General features: G+C 44.0%; 18 protein-coding genes and 1 rRNA gene. 2 read left to right on the top strand and 17 right to left on the bottom strand.

Annotated features, from left to right (window positions below; genetic code table 11):
* Positions 1–167, bottom strand: a 16S ribosomal RNA gene (locus J2Z69_RS17425); the annotation flags it as partial.
* A 385-nt stretch (positions 168–552) separates the two neighbouring features.
* A complete protein-coding gene (locus tag J2Z69_RS17420) occupies positions 553–1,140 on the bottom strand; it encodes a hypothetical protein (protein WP_209865624.1) in 588 nt (195 codons plus the stop codon).
* A 435-nt stretch (positions 1,141–1,575) separates the two neighbouring features.
* On the opposite strand from J2Z69_RS17420, the gene J2Z69_RS17415 reads away from it, so the two are divergent.
* Positions 1,576–1,971 (top strand): DUF2614 family zinc ribbon-containing protein, encoded by a 396-nt coding sequence (locus J2Z69_RS17415; RefSeq protein ID WP_209865621.1) that lies wholly within the window; start codon positions 1,576–1,578, stop codon positions 1,969–1,971.
* 67 nt (positions 1,972–2,038) lie between these two features.
* Here the strand turns inward: J2Z69_RS17415 and J2Z69_RS17410 are convergent, their stop codons facing one another.
* From J2Z69_RS17410 to uptA, 12 genes are all read right to left on the bottom strand, one after another.
* A complete protein-coding gene (locus tag J2Z69_RS17410) occupies positions 2,039–3,805 on the bottom strand; it encodes a glycosyl hydrolase family 18 protein (protein ID WP_245339432.1) in 1,767 nt (588 codons plus the stop codon).
* Between the two features lie 102 nt (positions 3,806–3,907).
* Entirely contained in the window at positions 3,908–4,330 is a 423-nt protein-coding gene (locus tag J2Z69_RS17405; protein WP_209865618.1) for a Fur family transcriptional regulator, read from the bottom strand.
* A 118-nt stretch (positions 4,331–4,448) separates the two neighbouring features.
* Entirely contained in the window at positions 4,449–6,263 is a 1,815-nt protein-coding gene (locus J2Z69_RS17400; RefSeq protein ID WP_209865615.1) for a DUF4097 family beta strand repeat-containing protein, read from the bottom strand.
* 135 nt (positions 6,264–6,398) lie between these two features.
* Positions 6,399–6,860 (bottom strand): GNAT family N-acetyltransferase, encoded by a 462-nt coding sequence (locus tag J2Z69_RS17395; protein WP_209865613.1) that lies wholly within the window; start codon positions 6,858–6,860, stop codon positions 6,399–6,401.
* A gap of 4 nt (positions 6,861–6,864) precedes the next feature.
* Positions 6,865–8,304, bottom strand: a complete 1,440-nt coding sequence (gene gatB / locus J2Z69_RS17390) for an Asp-tRNA(Asn)/Glu-tRNA(Gln) amidotransferase subunit GatB (protein ID WP_209865610.1) — start codon at positions 8,302–8,304, stop codon at positions 6,865–6,867.
* 37 nt (positions 8,305–8,341) lie between these two features.
* Positions 8,342–9,796 carry an Asp-tRNA(Asn)/Glu-tRNA(Gln) amidotransferase subunit GatA gene (gene gatA, locus J2Z69_RS17385; protein ID WP_209865645.1) on the bottom strand — a complete coding sequence of 485 codons (1,455 nt, stop codon included), beginning with the start codon at positions 9,794–9,796 and terminating at the stop codon, positions 8,342–8,344.
* Positions 9,797–9,822: 26 nt separating this feature from the next.
* The gene (gatC, locus tag J2Z69_RS17380; protein WP_209865608.1) at positions 9,823–10,110 is read right to left on the bottom strand and encodes an Asp-tRNA(Asn)/Glu-tRNA(Gln) amidotransferase subunit GatC; all 288 of its coding nucleotides are present in this window, start codon (positions 10,108–10,110) and stop codon (positions 9,823–9,825) included.
* Between the two features lie 155 nt (positions 10,111–10,265).
* Positions 10,266–10,649, bottom strand: coding sequence for an ATPase (locus J2Z69_RS17375; RefSeq protein ID WP_209865605.1), 384 nt, complete (start codon positions 10,647–10,649; stop codon positions 10,266–10,268).
* Between the two features lie 145 nt (positions 10,650–10,794).
* Entirely contained in the window at positions 10,795–11,190 is a 396-nt protein-coding gene (locus J2Z69_RS17370; RefSeq protein ID WP_209865602.1) for a hypothetical protein, read from the bottom strand.
* Between the two features lie 20 nt (positions 11,191–11,210).
* Positions 11,211–11,840, bottom strand: a complete 630-nt coding sequence (locus J2Z69_RS17365; RefSeq protein ID WP_209865599.1) for an MBL fold metallo-hydrolase — start codon at positions 11,838–11,840, stop codon at positions 11,211–11,213.
* The gene (locus J2Z69_RS17360; protein WP_209865596.1) at positions 11,841–12,407 is read right to left on the bottom strand and encodes a thioredoxin family protein; all 567 of its coding nucleotides are present in this window, start codon (positions 12,405–12,407) and stop codon (positions 11,841–11,843) included.
* Between the two features lies 1 nt (position 12,408).
* Complete coding sequence (uptA, locus tag J2Z69_RS17355; protein ID WP_209865592.1) at positions 12,409–13,026, bottom strand: undecaprenyl phosphate transporter UptA; 618 nt, start codon at positions 13,024–13,026, stop codon at positions 12,409–12,411.
* A 101-nt stretch (positions 13,027–13,127) separates the two neighbouring features.
* Between uptA and J2Z69_RS17350 the strand changes: the two genes are divergently transcribed.
* Positions 13,128–13,475 (top strand): dehydrogenase, encoded by a 348-nt coding sequence (locus J2Z69_RS17350; RefSeq protein ID WP_209865588.1) that lies wholly within the window; start codon positions 13,128–13,130, stop codon positions 13,473–13,475.
* Here J2Z69_RS17350 and J2Z69_RS17345 read toward each other — a convergent pair.
* The 3 genes from J2Z69_RS17345 to J2Z69_RS17335 all read right to left on the bottom strand — a co-directional run bounded on the left by J2Z69_RS17345 (position 13,413) and on the right by J2Z69_RS17335 (position 17,819).
* A complete protein-coding gene (locus tag J2Z69_RS17345) occupies positions 13,413–15,611 on the bottom strand; it encodes an O-antigen ligase family protein (protein WP_209865585.1) in 2,199 nt (732 codons plus the stop codon). The genes J2Z69_RS17350 and J2Z69_RS17345 overlap by 63 nt on opposite strands.
* Before the next feature lie 219 nt (positions 15,612–15,830).
* Positions 15,831–16,997 (bottom strand): class I SAM-dependent methyltransferase, encoded by a 1,167-nt coding sequence (locus tag J2Z69_RS17340; RefSeq protein WP_209865582.1) that lies wholly within the window; start codon positions 16,995–16,997, stop codon positions 15,831–15,833.
* Between the two features lie 27 nt (positions 16,998–17,024).
* Positions 17,025–17,819 (bottom strand): PhzF family phenazine biosynthesis protein, encoded by a 795-nt coding sequence (locus J2Z69_RS17335; RefSeq protein ID WP_342591615.1) that lies wholly within the window; start codon positions 17,817–17,819, stop codon positions 17,025–17,027.
* Positions 17,820–17,839: the final 20 nt, after the last annotated feature.

Below are 17,839 nucleotides of genomic sequence, written 5' to 3'. Positions count from 1 at the left end.
CGTTTCCGGTAGTTATCCCAGTCTTACAGGCAGGTTGCCTACGTGTTACTCACCCGTCCGCCGCTAAACTTAATTCGAAGCAAGCTTCGAATTAAGCTCCGCTCGACTTGCATGTATTAGGCATGCCGCCAGCGTTCGTCCTGAGCCAGGATCAAACTCTCCATTAAGGATTAAAATACTCTTCTCCCAGAAGAGAAGATCTTTTAATCAGGTGTTTGAGTTGCTCATTTTGAAACTGACGAGAATTACTTCTCTTAAAATGAATGTCGATCCGACCAAAGTCGTCTCTCGTTCATGTGTTTTACTCACTCGTTGTTCAGTTTTCAAAGATCAATTTCTCTTTCTTGCTCACCAGCTTGTCTCAAGCGGCGACTTTTATAATATACCATGTTACTAAGCAAGCAGTCAAGCATTTTTTTATTTCATTTATCTGCTAGCCAGCTTGTTAATTTGTAACACGTTTCAATCGCTTTTTAGCGAACGAGTTATAATTTATCATATAAATAACTATCTAGTCAACTGATTTCAGTAAATTTGTTTTTTCTTCTTTTATTACACCCAATATCGGATTTCACGTAGGGAAGAATTACTCCACGGATGAACACTTAGGGTCTCTTGAACAAGTGAACGATGAACTAGCTTACGCATAACCATTGGGAGTTCCTCATGTACATGAATTAACTCTGGATGCCGTATTAATTCTTGAATACTCCATGGTTCGCGCCGACTTAATAATATACGAATCAGAAATACACAGCAATCTTCCATTTTAGACATTACCGAAAATTCACAGGCTAGTAAAGCAAGCTGTAACCTCTGCTCAATTGTCTCCATGCTAGTGGTTAGTTCTTCGAATAATTTATGAACGACAGAATTATGATGACGAGCTTGTTCCCACACTTCATGTTCTGGATAAATTCCTTGTTCAATTAATTCGATTCTAGCAAAATGATGCAAGGCCTCAAGCACACTCCGAAACCCATCAAGGAACTGGCTTTCTTGACTGAATCGCTTAGCTTCTACATAGCGCCGAAGAAACATAGAGAACTCGCTAAACTTTTTCTGCTCTCTTATCGTCTGCTCAATATCTATAACATGTGACCGCAGTTGAACCAGCCTCCCTTGATCATCTTTAATCAATTATTCGTGCCCAACACGGAGTATGTAATGATTCCATTACTGAGTGCTATGAATTCTCACACGATTGTGGTGTTAACCAATATAAAAAGATTTTCTTCGTTCAACACACTTGCATCTAACCATAAAATATCTGAATTCGTGATCTTATTACTTCTCATTTTCATATAGACAAATTATGGATTGATCTTTGCAGTAGTAAAAATTAGATATCATTTCAAAATAAATCAAAGGCTACGCTGAAGAATAACTAAAAGCCAAATACCAATCTCGTTATTGCCTCTTCCTCAATCAGAAGTGAAAATAAGTTAATTTCTGCTAATCTCTAGCCTTGGCGAGCTAACATCAATTCGATATAATATAGTTCTACACGCCATTTAAGTTTCCTTCTTCTGATTTATGTCAATAAGAAACTACACGGAATTGAGGCTGTATCGCATGTTGTTAAAATCAAGCAAAATTAATGAATTCCGCTTATGGGGACTACTCCTCACCATGATTGGAATGGGGCTCATGATCCTAGGAACCGCTGGTGTCGTTTTCTTAGGAGGACAAGCCGGAAAAATCATTGCAGGGATCGGACTTGTCATAGGGTTGTTCAGTATGTTAGGCAGTATGGGGATCTACTTCTGGGCAGGAATGATGTCGACCTCCGCTGTTCAAGTAGATTGCCCTGAGTGTCACAAAATGACTAAGATGCTAGGTAAAACAGATCGGTGTATGTTCTGTAAGACGATTCTAACTATGGATGCTTCTAAAGCCAATATCACAGCAGATGAACTGGAACTTGCGCAACAACATAGCTCAAGCGGTTCACAGTCTAAGCCGATGTAAATGAAGACGAGGTGCCATAAAATAAAAAGACGGAGTGCCATGAGCACATCCGTCTTTTTGATATGAATTATTGAATAATTTCTGCAAGTGCGTCCCATGCTTCTGTGGAAGCAAGTGCCCTTGTCCAGCTAGCAACTCCAGCTAACTTTAGATCTTTGGCTAAAGCAACTCTACTCTTTAATGATAACGCATCTTCAAGCCATATCTTTTTTAATGCTCCATCCTCGGTGTACTCCACATAATTTTGTCCAGATTGATGATCTATAGTTGGGTGAAGAGCATATTTCTTTATAATCTCTTGTGTTTTATTCATCCCTACAGCTTTGGAACTCATATTAGTCTTGCCGTCCTTAGTCGTCTCGCTCCATATCCTTGCATACAGAGGTATCCCTAATATCAACTTATCTGCGGGTACATGATCTTGTGTTAAAATACGCTCCGTCACCGTCTTCACCCAAGGTAGAGAAGCCACCGATCCTGCAATAGGACTCGCTGCCCAATGTTCATCATAGGCCATAACAATCATGTAATCTAGCGATTGTCCAAGAGGCCCTCTATCTAGAAATTTAGACCACATCTCACTATTAGATTTCGGTGTGACATCCATAGAAATAATCAATCCCTCAGCTTTTGCCATCGGCATGAGTTCCCTTACGAATTGAGTGACGTTATCTTTATCTTTGGTATATACATTCTCAAAGTCCAAGTTTAGCCCATCCAGCTTGTAGAGCTTGGCCTGCTGAATGAGCTGAGTAATTGAATGCAGTCTATGCTCAAATGAAGATAGTGCGGTCGTTGTCCAATCTGGATTAAACCCATTGCTATATAGTCCCCATACCTGCATCCCTTGCTTGTGCGCCCAAGTTACATATTCAAGGTCGGCTTTACTCTGCACATTCCCCTCACCATCCTTCAATTGGAACCATGTAGGACTAACCACGTTCACACCTGGAAGGGTACCCACTTGTGTAGGCTTTATGGGAGATTGATACACAGCTTCCCAAGTCATATTTATTTTCTTTCCTGCCCATTTCTCCATTGCTGGATCAGAAAGCTTCGCTAGATTAGGTATTCTCTTGGCTTGTATTACGGATAAGTTCTTCTTCGGAATATATCCTATGTAGCCTGCTGGACTCTGGACATAAGACCAGTCCCCCTTCGAACTCAAGATTCGTAGTGTGGTGTCAGAATCCACATCTTCTACTATAGGCGAATGTATGCTCTCTCTTTCTCGTAGTGGAACCTTTGCCTTGCTATCCTTTGAGCTTGGTTTTGAATTAGCGCCAGCATTAGAGTCCTCAGCAATTAATGTAGCAGCCTGAATCTCCTCTCCTGCTTTCATTACCAATAAGGCTCCGGTCGTTGTACTTATTCGGACCTCTATCCCGTATAATTCTTCTAATAGCGAAACAGGTATATACTGAATTTCATCTATTGTAGTAGGAGCCGTGTCTAAATTGAATGATTTATTATTCCGCTTGGCCTTCGTATGGTCCATCGTTAACTGCACTAGATCACGGCGGGTAGTCATAATTACTGAGTTTGACGGTTCCTCATATATTATAGATGGATCGATATAGTCCCGTATTACAGGTAAAGGTAACTTCAAACTTTTACCTTCTCCCTTAGCTTCGTATTTCATCAGTTCTCCATGAATAAAAATGGGGTGCTTTATCGTTCTCCAAGTCGGAGTGATGTGTCTTGTACTAGGCAGCCAAGCAAAGACCCCTGCAATAAGGATCGTAGCAGTAAAGGCAACAATGCAAAATAATTTAAGTCTAGATTTTCTACGTTTAGGCCTAAGGTTGTATCTATAATGCTGCGAGTGTCTCAAAAAAGAGTACCTCCAAACTTCATACTTTTTTTACATAATAAAATAAAAGCGTACGGATCTCCTTATGGAATTCCGCACGCTTAAAAGCTGAACATGGCACTACTACCCCTGACAATGATTACAAATGCCGTAAAATTCCATGCGGTGGCCGAATACCTTGAAGCTAGTACTTTCCTCAGCTTTTCGTTCGATCTCTGTCAAAGATTCGCAGGCAAAGTCTTTGATCGTCCCGCAGGATTGGCATATTACGTGATAATGGTCCGAAATGTCCGCATCAAACCGACTGGAATTATCCCCGTAGGTAAGTTCACGAACCATACCTGCTTCTAGAAAAACTTTCAGGTTATTATAAACAGTTGCTACACTCATACTTGGAAAATTCGGCTCAAGCGCTCGGTAAATCTCATCCGCTGTGGGATGTCCCATAGAGTCCATAAGGTAGCTCAAGATGGCATGACGCTGCGGTGTAATGCGAACACCATTAATCTTGAGTTGGGCTAATGCATCCTGGACACGCGTAGTCATAAGCATCACCACCTAATCTTGCAGTTATAGAAATATAAAATATTTATGTTTTTATTGTAAGGTTCGCTTCTTTCATTTGTCAACGCAAGGTCAAGTACCTGAGTATAGAATGCAAATGTTATTCGATATATTTAACTATCTTCATATCGCTGTTTCCCTCTACGTTCACCTTGTATTTGCCCAAACCTAGCTCACCTTGAAGTGACTTATTCTTCATGACAAAAGGTAAATCCGTCACAATACTGCCATATCCACTTGAGCCTTGTATCGTGTAGTTACCTGACTCTGGAATAGCCATTTTAATATCCCCTACCGCACTATAGATGGACCAATCCCCACCTACAATAGGAGAACGCACTTCAATCTGTCCATTTAGGGATTCTGCCTGAAGTTTATAATACGCAGAATTCACTACTATATTTCCGTTTCTTGTACTAACCTTAATATCGTCATCCGCATGATTCACCGAAATGTCCCCAATCATCGTATCTAGGGTAATTGGACCGAAAATATCCCTTGCAGACATCCTTCCTCCTAAAGTTTCAGCATGAACTTCACCGGTTACTCCATCTAATTCAACGCGTCCATTTAGCGTTTTTGCAGAGACATCCCCGATTACATTACGCAAATAAATATTACCGCTTCCGGTCTGTAATGTAATCTTCGCATCCGCTTGAATATTAACAAGAGAGATCCCCCCATTGGTTGTGCTTAAATTGAAATCAAATTTAGTATTCTCTGGAATGAGAATGGTCAAATTAACTCGTGGATGACGTTTACCTGAAGCACCATAAGTCCGATCCTTCACACTAATTGAGGTCGTCTTACCCTCTTCTACTTCAATTCCTATATCTTTAGCAATTTTATATGCATCCTCAACCTTAAGTTGATCCACCCAAAGTACAGATTTAATCCGTATAGAGGGAACATCTGCTTTGATAATCCCTATTCTCCCGTTCACTCCATCCAAACGAATCTCCTTCATATCTGAGGTCACAGGGATCTCTACATCCTTAAGTCCCGACGTATATCCTTTTTGATCACTGAATTCGGAACCCGCTGCTGTGAGATCTAGGCTGACACGGTTCCATAGGTGAAGATAATGGTCCTGCTGTGTGATAGCAAAAAAAGAAAAAGCAAGTGCAGCTGAGAGAACTACTCCCCCAATGTCCAGTCTTAATCTACGACTAGTTCCCTTGCGTCTAACTCTTTTCCACAAAAGTAAGACCAAATATTCTAGACCCAGCGACACTAAAGCGAGAGGCCACCAATTCAACATCAACAACATCTCATCTTGATGGAATGCCTTATCTAAGATAGCTAATACACCGGTACTTATCATTACAGAACTAGCTGTAAACCTGCCCATACGAAGCTGCTTCCGGTAAATTTCTCGAACGAATTGTGTAATCCCCAAGGCTATAATTAAAGTGGCCGCTATATTTCCAGCGCTGCTCTGTATAAATACAGTGAGCCAAAGTGGCTTCTGGTGTAATGTAAATACAATTAGACCGCCTAAAATAAGGAGCATTCCAAATCCAATATCCTTTATCACTTTGGGAATTCGTTCACTGTGCTGAGGAATCATACCTCTCTTGTTCACATGATCCGTAGATTGAAGCACATCATACAAACTGTAGAAATAAATGCATGGAATGATTAAACCGAGAAAAATAAGCAAAGGTACATTAATCCCCACACGTACAGAAGAGAAATATAAAATGGTCGAAATTAAAATGATCAGTACATATATGAACAAAATCCCTCTCCGAATCATTTTTAAATACAAATGACCTAAACCGGGCAAAACCGCAGCTAGCAATACGGCAATAGCCTTACGCTTGCGTCTACGGGGCAAATAGCCTGAAGTGGGTTCTAAATTCCCTAGTATCTTTGGATTCTCTCTCTGTTCAGGGTGTTGACTCGAAGACATAGTTGCAGACTCCTCTCCTAATATAAGTCTCTCTACCTAAATCATACCCGATCTTTGTATCCGATGTAACTTGGGATCGACTGGACAATAACAAAAAACCTCCCTAAAGGGAGGTTCGAATACAAGTAATCCTGTTCACTCATTCTGACGAGACATTCGAATCAATTCAATTCCTAGAGCGGCTTTATATGTCTCCTTAGCTACAAATCCTAACGATTCATATAGACGAATCGCTGGTGCATTGCGTACACCTGCGTAGACTACGAAACAGTTGGCATTTGGATAAGCCTGAATAATATACCTGACCATTGCTTTTCCAAATCCCTGCCTTAGATGTTCAGGATGAATCATCAACCGATGAATGGCTATGACCTTGGGATCATCTTGACCTATCGTAATAGCTGCTCTTACTTCGTTCTCATCCGTGATCCAGCCAAAGAATAAATCGGTAGAGGCAGCTATAGACTCAAAGGTATCCGGTAGTTCTGGAGTGTGACGTAATCCGATTGCAGCTGCTTCCAACCGATAAGCCGCATGCTGCAGATGCCAAATCTGCTCTACCATGTCCGGATCTGAAAGTTCTAGTCTACGGATCATGGAATTAAGAGTTAAGAAGTTCAGTCAGTAGCTTATTTGCTAGTCCTGGGTTTGCTTTACCTTTACTACGTTTCATGACTTGACCAACTAGGAAACCGATGGCCTTATCCTTGCCTGCACGGTAGTCTTCTACAGAAGCTGGATTGTCAGCTACTACTTCTGTCACGATCGCAAGAATAGCTCCTTCGTCACTAATCTGTACAAGACCTTGTTCTTCAACAATATCTTGAGGACGTTTGCCATGTAAGAGCATTTCTTTGAATACGGTCTTAGCAATCTTGTTGCTAATCGTACCTTTTTCAATCAACCCAATCATTTCGCCTAAGTTCTGTCCTGTTAACTTCACTTCAGAAAGTTCTTGACCTGTGCTATTCAAATGTCCAAGTAATTCACCCATCATCCAGTTCACTACGGACTTGGCATCCTGAGTAAACTGCAAGCTGGATTCAAACAAATCCGCTAACGGCTTGGAAGATGTAATAACCCCTGACTCGTAGCTAGTTAAATCATAATCTTGAGTGTACCGGGCTTGTCTGGCATCAGGAAGCTCAGGAATAGATGCACGAATCCGATCCTTCCAAACCTGGTCAATGCGCAATTCTACAAGATCTGGGTCCGGAAAATAGCGATAATCATGAGCTTGTTCTTTGCTACGCATAGAGAATGTTTTACCTTGGGACTCATCCCACCGGCGCGTCTCTTGCACAATAAGCTCACCATCTTCCAAAGCTTCGGACTGACGGAACTGCTCGTATTCCAGCCCCCGCTGCACACCGCGGAAGGAGTTCATATTCTTAAGTTCGGCTTTGGTTCCAAGCTCTTGCTGTCCATGAGGACGAAGACTGATATTCGCATCACAGCGTAGAGATCCTTCCTCCATCTTAACGTCAGACACGTCACAGTACTGCATGATCGCACGTATTTTCTCAAGATAGGCTCTAGCTTCTTCGGGTGATGAAATCTCAGGCTCCGATACGATCTCTACTAGCGGTGTACCCACACGGTTAAAATCGACCAAAGAAGCATATCCACCATCGATATGGGTGAGCTTGCCCGCGTCTTCTTCCAAATGCAAACGGGTAATCCCAATTCGCTTAGTTACACCATTTACCTCAATATCGATATATCCATTCAGGCCAATCGGTTGATCCGCTTGAGAAATTTGATAAGCCTTAGGTGAATCGGGATAAAAATAGTTTTTACGATCGAATTTACTGACGTCTCCAATTTCACAGTTAAGCGCCATAGCTGCTTTCATAGCATAATCTACTGCCTGGCGATTAAGCACAGGGAGAACACCTGGATGTCCAAGACATACCGGGCAGGTATGAGAGTTCGGCGGTGCGCCAAAAGATGTGGGGCATCCGCAGAAGATTTTGGACTTTGTATGCAGTTCAACGTGCACTTCCAATCCAATGACCGTTTCGTATTTCGATGTTGACATGGAATCCCTCCTCAATCCTTACTGAATAGTAGCCAATTTATAAAATCGGACGTTGTTTGTGATGGTCTGTATGAGCCTCATAAGCATGAGCCGTGCGCAAAATCGTGCTCTCATCAAAAGCTTTTCCGATAATTTGAAGACCTACAGGAAGGCCGTCTGCAAAACCACAAGGTACACTAAGTGCAGGGACACCTGCTAAGCTCACCGGAATCGTGAGAATATCATTCATATACATCGTTAAAGGATCATTCACTTGTGAACCCAGCTCAAACGCAGTTGTCGGTGCTGTGGGCCCAACAATGACATCGTATTTCTCAAATACTTCATCGAAGTCACGTTTGATCAAGGTACGAACTTTTTGAGCTTTCAAATAATAAGCATCGTAGTAACCTGAACTTAGCGCATAGGTACCTAACATAATACGGCGCTTGACTTCCGGTCCAAAACCTTGGCTACGCGAAGCATGGTATAAATCCAACAAACTACCCGCATGGTCGGCACGTACACCGTATCTTACGCCATCAAATCTGGAGAGATTAGAAGAAGCTTCAGAAGAAGCTAGTAAGTAATAGGCCGCGACTGCATATTCTGTATGAGGAAGCGATACTTCCTCCCATACTGCTCCCAGTCCTTCGAGAACACGAAGAGCTTCAAGAACACAGGCTTTCACGCTCGCTTCAAGGCCTTCTAAATATTGCTTAGGCACTCCAATACGCAGCCCTTGGATATCCCCTGTTAAAGCACTTAAATAATCAGAGACTTCTACATTTGCTGAGGTGGAGTCTTTAGGATCATATCCTGCAATGGCTTGAAGGACATAAGCCGCATCTTCTACGTTTTTGGTAACGGGGCCAATCTGATCCAATGAAGATGCAAACGCCACTAGACCATAACGAGATACACGGCCGTAAGTAGGTTTGAGTCCAACCACACCACAATAAGATGCTGGCTGACGAATAGAACCACCCGTATCCGAACCTAATGTGAAGTAAGCTTCTCCAGCGGCTACAGCTGCTGCGGAACCTCCACTAGAACCACCCGGCACTCGGCTTAGATTCCAAGGGTTACGCGTCTTCTGAAAGCTGGAGTTCTCATTGGATCCCCCCATAGCGAATTCATCCATATTCAGTTTACCGATCGTCACCGTATCTGCCTGCTTCAGCTTGGTTACAGCAGTAGCATCGTAGATCGGGTCATAGTTGGATAAGAATTGGCTTGCACATGTTGTTCTAAGACCTTCCGTTACCAAATTATCCTTAATTCCAACGGGCAGCCCAAATAGAAGACCCTTAGGTTCATTAGTTAACAGCTTATCATCTAGACGAGCAGCCACAGCACGTGCTCCTGCTTCATCGAGTGTGAGATAAGCTTGAATCTGACTATCCTTCTTCTCAATAGCCGTAAAAGCTTCCCCTACTAAATCAGTCACCGATAACTCCCGCTTATGAAGCTTGTTATGTAACTCTTGCAAACGCAAATCAAATAATGACATCATTCGTTCCTCCCTTCAGACCTTTATTATTCTAAAACTGCAGGTACTTTAAATTGTCCATCTTCCTCATCGGGTGCATTAAGGAATACCTTCTCTGCTGGCAGACTTTCGTGCGTCACATCTTCTCTCATGACATTGCTAAGATGAAGAACGTGTGTAGTTGCTTCGACACCTTCTGTATCTAGTTCATTCAGCTTCTCTGCATATTTTAAAATGGCACTAAGCTGCTCTGTAAAGACTTCTTTCTCCTCTTGGGTTAAATCAAGTCTAGCTAGCTTCGCCACATGCTCTACATCTTTGGTTGTAATACTCATGTGAATCGTTCCCTCCTTCTAAGTTCTGATCGGCCGAGCTTGAAGATAACGTTACTAATTATAGGGTAGAAATGTCGATAACACAATAATCGGACCCTCTATATAAGGGCTACAGTTACAACAAAAAAGGACCAGCATTCTGCCGGTCCCTTCCATTAAATCCAGGCTCTTAAATTCACCTGTTTGATAAATTCAGCCTGTGAAATGCTCTCTTGTGTCGCTTCTTCCGGCTCTTCTGCTGTGTCCACTTCACCGTTCATCACTTGGAAGAACAGCTTTTCATTATGTGTGGCCAGCGCGAAATCTATTAATGCTTCACGTTCAACCCGTTCAACCTCTTGCTGAATCAGATTCACTTCTAATTCAATATCGCTCGAAGGAACGAAATAATTACGGTTGGTCTTCGGGGAACGGACAACATAATCGAACGCATTGTCCGGATTACGGTCATAAGCAATAATGTAGCCGTATCCTCCAACAGGAAGATTCTGCTCAAAGGCATCCGCGACGATAACAATTTTCTCTCCTAAACGTAGCATCGTCTACCTCCCTGATCTGATGTTCATATTTATTTTATTATCCTACTAAAAAACGATAGGAATGTCCACGAAAAAGGAAGAATGATGTCGCTTAAGATGATAGATTTCCCACAATGTTCAAATTAAACTTTATGTGCCTATAGCATTATGAAGGATTACGATGCTCTTGTAAACGAATGTACCAAGGCTGAGAAATTCCAGTTAAGGAACTCTTAATATGCCGCCATGCTATCATGCTTGAACCAGAACTAACCTCCCTATTATCTTCATTATTAAATATCATCTCTGCACTAGGATCATCTATATGTAAACTGGGGTATGGGGTAGTATTCAAAGACAATTCAAGACCCTTTTTCAATGATATTCCTCCTAATATATATATCTGCTCTACTATTTCCTTAAAAAAGGGCAAAAAAAGAACGCAAACCGGGATAAATTCCACAGCTTGCGTGCTTCGCGTAGTTAATAACATTTCTTTTATTAATGTACACTCTAACCTAGCATCTATCATTTGTCTAGCCTTTTCTTTGATTTCCGCCAAATGAAAGCGTTTTTTGTCAACTAAGCCATGTAGGGATTATGCATCTTCTCATATCCAATCTGCGTTCTAGGACCGTGACCTGGATACACAATAGTCTCATCCGACATGCGGAATAATGTACCTTGGATCGAATCATATAGATCTCTTTCACGTCCCCCTGCAAGATCAGTACGACCTACACCCATTTTGAATAACACATCGCCAGAGAACAAATGGGTACCACACAGAAAACTTACGCTTCCTGGAGAGTGTCCTGGTGTATGGAAAACTTTGAATTCATGCCCGATCAACTTCAGCTTCTGCCCTTCCGCCAGATCATACTCTGCGGGTGATGTAGATAAGGGACCCGTGACCTGAGACCAATTCAAAGAACCATTCAGTTTGGGTGAAGTTAACCAATCAGCTTCTAGAGGATGTAAATATACAGGACAATTCTTAGCTGTACGAAGTTCCTCTACCCCACCCATATGATCAAAATGCGCGTGGGTTAATAGAATGGCTTCAACCTCTATATCTTTGATCCGGCGGACAAGTGCAGCCGGATTCATACCGGGATCAATAATAATGGCTTTGCCTTCATCTTCACCTTTAATCAGGTAAGCATTGGTCTGCAGAGGTCCTAGGGAAAAGGATTCAATATTCAGCATCATCTACAACCCTGAAATGAGTTCACGCAGTTCGCTCAAAATCACGTGGTGATACTCAGTTCCTTCTCCATAGCGGGCTAAAATTTCTTTGCGAGCTTCCATTAAATGATCTTGATAATCTGCTGCTTCGCGGTCGGGATTGTCTTGTTTGAACTGCACCATCACTTCTTGCACCTTAGTAGGTCGAGGACCCCACTGGCCCATGACATGCCCTCCTGTATCTGCAAAAATGACAATCGGTACCGAACGACCTCCCATCGTAAGAAACTCATCCATCAGATCAAAATTCTCTTCAAGAATCAGCACTTCCACGGGGAAGCCTGAGACTTCTAGCGCATGGAATACTACAGGAATGTTACGCACAACATCACCGCACCAATCCGCAGCTAGAATCAGAACCCGAATATCGTCTCGAAAATTCAAACTCTCAAAAAATTCACGTTCTTCCTCTGTCCATACGAACTGGTCATACCAGGACTGAAATTCATCCTTATTATGATGCATGCCCTTCATGAACTGTTCAGGGGTGATGCCCGTTCTAAATTTATGACTTACATTATTCTGAGCCATGTTATTTTGCCTCCCGCTTTTTATTTTTGGAGCTATACCATTTGATTAAAAGATACACAATTAATACAGCAATCGCCACTAAAATGAAAGGAGTAACATAAGGGGCTGCTGCTTCATGAATAGTATCCCACTTGGTTCCGAGAATTTTGCCTAAATACACAAACAGGAAGGACCATGGGATTGAAGCTAATATCGTCAATGTAGAAAAACGCAATACGGACATTTTGGCTATACCTGCGGGGATGGAAATAACTTGACGCATGACGGGAACGAATCGGGCTGTAAACACGATTCCTGATCCATATTTGTTGAACCAGTTCTGAGCGATGTCCATATGATGGGGGGTAATTTTAATGTATTTGCCGAACTTATCCAAAAACGGGCGACCGCCCCACCTTCCGATATAATACAGAATCAATTGCTGGATCAGGGCACCTACGGTACCGAAAAAGACCGCTCCGTAGAAATTGAGATCTCCTTGGTATACAAGAAAACCTCCATAAGCCAATACGATTTCACTAGGTATAACTTCAATGGCTAATCCAAGAACGATGCCGAGATATCCTAACCCTCGTATAAGTTCAAATATCTGTTCGATAATGTCCGAAAGTATGTGCACACTCAATCCTCTCTCTCTGCTTGTTCTATTTGCAGTCTATTCTATCATAGGCGAGGACATGCATTCTACTTTCTCCAAAGCCCCGGGTATCCGGGAAGAGTATGGCCGCATATGGTATCACGAGAGGAGTTGAGAGAGTGCCCCATTTCTCTGATAAACATAAGTCTTCGCTGCCTTCCCCCCGTAAAATAAGACGCGGCTGTAGTAAGGAATTATATCGAACTGTGAAGAAGTTAAAGGTGTATATCCCCGAGAACAAAATAGAAGAAGCGGAGGATCTTTATTACCGCAAAGTTATCGGAAATTTGCTGTGGATTCATGAGAACAGCAGTAACCGTAAGGCGTTATCCGATTGGTGGGATGAGCAGGTAAGTCCAGAAATCGCCTCACTGTGGGAGGTCGACCGGGAACGGTTGTCTGATGCTTTCCGGCATGCTTTTGGCTCCTAAAGCGACAGAGGAATTAAGCCTACCTGATACAATTGCATGTACAAACCTGTGGGATAAACGATTGGCTTCTGCGGTTAAGTGAAAATTGCGGTCGTTACGTACTCCAGGGCCTGTCATCTGCTTAGCGAGTACACGATATTGCTCAAAACGAGCTGCTCCTAACTTAGCTGCCAATCTAGATTCACTATCTTTGCCCTCCTGCGCAAGTTGGAGGGTACGATCATACAGCGCTTTTATAATGAAATTTTGCTTCGCTGTATTAAACTGGTCGAGTTCTGAAGCCTGAATCCATGCAGGTATGGCTAGTGCTGACGTCTTCCCAGCTAACAGGTCACCAAGCTCCCACCACAATTCTGGACTACCTGGTTCTGCAGATAAAGCCGTTCGTACCTGTTCCTCTGCTTTTTCTATCGGCATAAAATGGCTAGCGACAAGCTGAATGGGTTCGCGCCATGGTGCAAGCTCCGCAGAACGAAATATAAGGAGTCTCCCCTTTTCCATGTTGCCTTGCTGAAAAGCTTGTACAGCTTGATGGGATAATTGCTCTGCTCCAGTGAATCGTAGACATAGGCTGCTAAGTAAAATCATTACCATCGCAGCTATGGATGATCCTGCTCGCCGTCCCATCTTAAATCCATTCGATCTAGGTAGAGATGTCCATTCGCGAAGGAAGAATTTGCTCCCTCTGCTGTTATGTAACGCTCTTGGAAATGGTATGGGCTGTACATCTGAAGGAGTACATAATCCAAGTGATGCGAATGCGATGAGCAAAAGCCAGATTAACCCATAATGCATATCAAAATCTATTGTCGCGTGGAGAACCAATACCAAAAAGGGTGCTAGCCACAGGCTACGTAGGCGAATTAATTGCCATATAATGAGACCCAGCCATAAGAACATAACCAGCAGACCGATGACTCCGAGATTGAGGAGAATGTCCATATATCCGCTGTGCATGAGCGAGCCTACATAAGGCTGGCTTTGGATGCTGCGGTAGGCGCTGCGCCAGACTTGCCCGCCTTGGCCCCACCACGGGGCCTCGCGGAATAGGGTCCACGCGTCGCGGTACATCAGCCCGCGCGCAGACCACGTGCTTGTCCCCACACGGACAAGCACAGACCCCGCCCCGCCAGCTATGCGCGGGGCAAGCCCCCACGCCGCCCATGCGTAGCAGGCGGCAAACACCGCGCCAGCGCAGGCGCCGCGCCGCACGGGCGCGCTCGCTGCGCGATGCGCCCATGGCGCCAGCAGCGCAGCTACGCTTGCGGCGGCGCCCAGCGCGAGCAGCGCCGGCAGCGGCGCGGGCGCAAGGCGCGCTGCGGCCAGCTGGCCGTAGAGCGCAAGCGCCGCCGCGGCGCTAGCTGCGCTCTGCAGCAGCAGCCGCAGGCGGACGCCGCGCCCGGCCAGCGCGAGCGCTGCGGCCCAGCCGGCAGCGGTGCACAGCAGCGCGCCACGCGACTCCGTCAGCAGTAGGCAGACGGAGCAGCAGAGCGCGGGCAGGGCCGCAAGCGCAAGGCGCAGCGGTGGCGTAGCCGCCGGAAAGCGCGCGAGCACGGCAAGGCGCGTGAGCAGCAGGGCGCCGAATACGGCGCCGAGCGTATTCGGGTACTGCAGCAGGCCCGCAAGCCGGGCGCCCGATGCTGCAAGTTCAGCGCTAGCTGTGCGCAGAACCGCATAAGGCATCGGAACCAGACCCATAATTGCGGCTAGTCCCGCGACCGAACCTGCTACACCTATGGCTAGTAATCCGGCACGAAGCAAAGCTCGAGACGTTCTATACATTAATGAAGCGGTTAGTGAAGCAGCTAGCAAACCATAATAGACCCATCTTAAGGCTTCATCTAACGTTCCTTGCATGGATCTAGGTGTCATCAATAGATGTACTCCGTAAAGGAAAGCAATAAGAAAAGGAGGAACACAGACGACATACCCCCAGAGATTTTTTCTTCGATCTTCCACTACGCCGTCACGAAGAGGAAGGGCTCCCCAAAAATAAGCACAGCCAGAAATAGCTAAGGCCGATGCCATATAAGGATACATGCCCCTTCCCTCATAAAATCCAGAATGCACACACATTCCCGTAATCAGTAACATCGAGAATGCTCCTGCGGACACTAATCTCAGCCACTTCGTCATATGCTTCATCCTTCCTCTGACGTTCACTCCAGATGCACAACATAAAAAGGCCAACACTTATTTCAAGTGTTGACCTCATTAGTGGGAAGCAAACCTATACTATAATGCTAATACTGTGAAACTTGAAGTCTGATACTGTTGAGCTCTTGAAAATGGAGTTCTTGAGATACAGATGGAGCTCTTGAAATACAAGTTAAGCTCTTCAAATAAGTGAACTCTTTATGATCTAGGCAGCAGATCTTGACAGGCCTGCTCCAGATAGGGACGGGCTTGTAGGAAATCACGGAATACCATATACTCCCGCCATAATTCATTCTTGTCTCCAGCAGATCCTTTCACAGCACGGATCAAAATGTTCTTCGGGGTATGCTCCATATCAATAAATTCAAGAAGCTGTGTTTTGTACCCCATAATGTCCAGCAGTTTAGCCCGAATGGCATCTGTAGCCAGTGCAGAAAATCGTTCCTTCAAAATACCATGAGACAATAGTGGGCTTAATACGGTATTCTCCACTTGTGTGAACATTTCATGCTGACAACAAGGCACAGATAAAATTACAGAAGCATCCCAGCGTATGGCTTTTTCTAAGGCAGCATCCGTCGCTGTATCGCACGCATGAAGGGTAACCACCATGTCCACAGAAGATAAAGCATCATAATCCGCTATGTCCCCAACGAGGAAAGTAAGATCTGCATAACCAAGCTTAAGGGCGAGCGCGCTGCAATGCTCAATGACATCTTTCTTCAGATCTAGACCTATCACCTGAAGCTTTCGCTCCTGCTGTATTGCCAAGTAATGATATAACGCAAATGTGAGATACGATTTACCGCAACCGAAGTCTACGATTGTGATGGGTCTTCCTACTGGCAAATGACGTACGACATCTTGAACCATTTCAAGAAATCGGTTGATCTGACGAAACTTATCATACTTCTTAGCAAGCACTTTTCCCTCTACATTCATAATTCCCAGTTCAACCAAGAAGGCTACGGGCTGTCCATCCTCTAAAATATAGTTCTTCTGACGATTATGAGATAACACCGCTGCTTTTTTGCTGGGTGCATGGCTGAGAATAGACACTTTATGTTTTTTACTAATTAATATTTGAATATCTGCTCCAATTGTACAGAGGAGACCTTGACGGAACGTTTCTTGAAATAATTCCATCATCTTTTCTTCTAACTCAGTTACAGGTACATTCTCATGCATCACTTTGGTGTCATAGTGGTAAGCGAGCTGATAGTGCAAAACGTTCTTGATTTCTATCGGTTTGATCTGAACTTTGGCATATTCCGTCTCTCCTGCACGCCGCCGCTGACTAAGCGTTCCCGAGATTAGAGATCCTGCCTCTAGGATTGCATGAATACATTTACGCAGTTCTTCCATGATGTTAACCACTCACTTTTCTATAATCTATATATTCAGTGTTCCTTGTAGTATAGTCACTGCCTGTCCACCCAGAAGAATCCGGTCTCCTTCCATGGACAGATACAATACTCCACCTCGTGTTGATGCTTGATACGCAGTTAAGCTATCTTTACCGAGTCTCCCCAGCCAGTATGGAGCTAGACCACAATGGGCAGACCCTGTAACGGGATCTTCAGGTACACCTACTCGTGGAGCAAAAAACCGCGATACAATGTCATAAGGCTGATCTGTAGATTGAGCCGTTACGGAAACTCCTCTTTTATTGACAGAGGTCAGCTTCTCAAAATGGGGTGACATGGTCTTAACCGTATCATCTGAATTCAACACGACCAGAACATCATCTCCATAGCCCCCTAGATATTCGACATCGGTATGTTCGATACCTAAAGCTTCATAGAGTCCATCTACAGGTGGGATAGGCAGCACGGTATATGCAGGAAAATTCAATATTATTCTATCCTGCTCTCGCCTCGCCACCAATTCTCCACTTAACGTATAAAAATGTGCGCTTTGATTCGTTGGGAGCCGTCCAGTCTCCCATAAAATATGACTACTTGCTAGGGTAGCATGACCACACAGCTTGATCTCGATTTTCGGCGTAAACCATCTTAAACGGTATCCCTTCCCTTCTGGAAATAGAAATGCGGTCTCCGAAAGATTCATCTCCATCGCAATCTCCTGCATCCGTTTCGTATCTAATTCCTGGTCCGCCATGCATACCGCAGCTGGATTCCCCTTGAATGGAAGATCCGTAAACGCATCTACTATATATAACTCCATCGTAATCATCCCTCCATCCG

Origin of the sequence: Paenibacillus shirakamiensis (assembly GCF_017874255.1) — a bacterium.
Taxonomy (GTDB): domain Bacteria; phylum Bacillota; class Bacilli; order Paenibacillales; family Paenibacillaceae; genus Fontibacillus; species Fontibacillus shirakamiensis.
This window is presented reverse-complemented; position numbering and strand designations above follow the sequence as displayed.

Coding starts and splice junctions, on each gene's coding strand:
- J2Z69_RS17415 (WP_209865621.1), top strand. CDS start 1,576: ATGTTGTTAAAATCAAGCAAAATTAATGAATTCCGCTTATGGGGACTA.
- J2Z69_RS17405 (WP_209865618.1), bottom strand. CDS start 4,330: ATGACTACGCGTGTCCAGGATGCATTAGCCCAACTCAAGATTAATGGT.
- J2Z69_RS17400 (WP_209865615.1), bottom strand. CDS start 6,263: ATGTCTTCGAGTCAACACCCTGAACAGAGAGAGAATCCAAAGATACTA.
- J2Z69_RS17395 (WP_209865613.1), bottom strand. CDS start 6,860: ATGATCCGTAGACTAGAACTTTCAGATCCGGACATGGTAGAGCAGATT.
- gatB (WP_209865610.1), bottom strand. CDS start 8,304: ATGTCAACATCGAAATACGAAACGGTCATTGGATTGGAAGTGCACGTT.
- gatA (WP_209865645.1), bottom strand. CDS start 9,796: ATGTCATTATTTGATTTGCGTTTGCAAGAGTTACATAACAAGCTTCAT.
- gatC (WP_209865608.1), bottom strand. CDS start 10,110: ATGAGTATTACAACCAAAGATGTAGAGCATGTGGCGAAGCTAGCTAGA.
- J2Z69_RS17375 (WP_209865605.1), bottom strand. CDS start 10,649: ATGCTACGTTTAGGAGAGAAAATTGTTATCGTCGCGGATGCCTTTGAG.
- J2Z69_RS17365 (WP_209865599.1), bottom strand. CDS start 11,840: ATGATGCTGAATATTGAATCCTTTTCCCTAGGACCTCTGCAGACCAAT.
- J2Z69_RS17360 (WP_209865596.1), bottom strand. CDS start 12,407: ATGGCTCAGAATAATGTAAGTCATAAATTTAGAACGGGCATCACCCCT.
- J2Z69_RS17350 (WP_209865588.1), top strand. CDS start 13,128: ATGGCCGCATATGGTATCACGAGAGGAGTTGAGAGAGTGCCCCATTTC.
- J2Z69_RS17345 (WP_209865585.1), bottom strand. CDS start 15,611: ATGACGAAGTGGCTGAGATTAGTGTCCGCAGGAGCATTCTCGATGTTA.
- J2Z69_RS17340 (WP_209865582.1), bottom strand. CDS start 16,997: ATGGAAGAACTGCGTAAATGTATTCATGCAATCCTAGAGGCAGGATCT.
- J2Z69_RS17335 (WP_342591615.1), bottom strand. CDS start 17,819: ATGGAGTTATATATAGTAGATGCGTTTACGGATCTTCCATTCAAGGGG.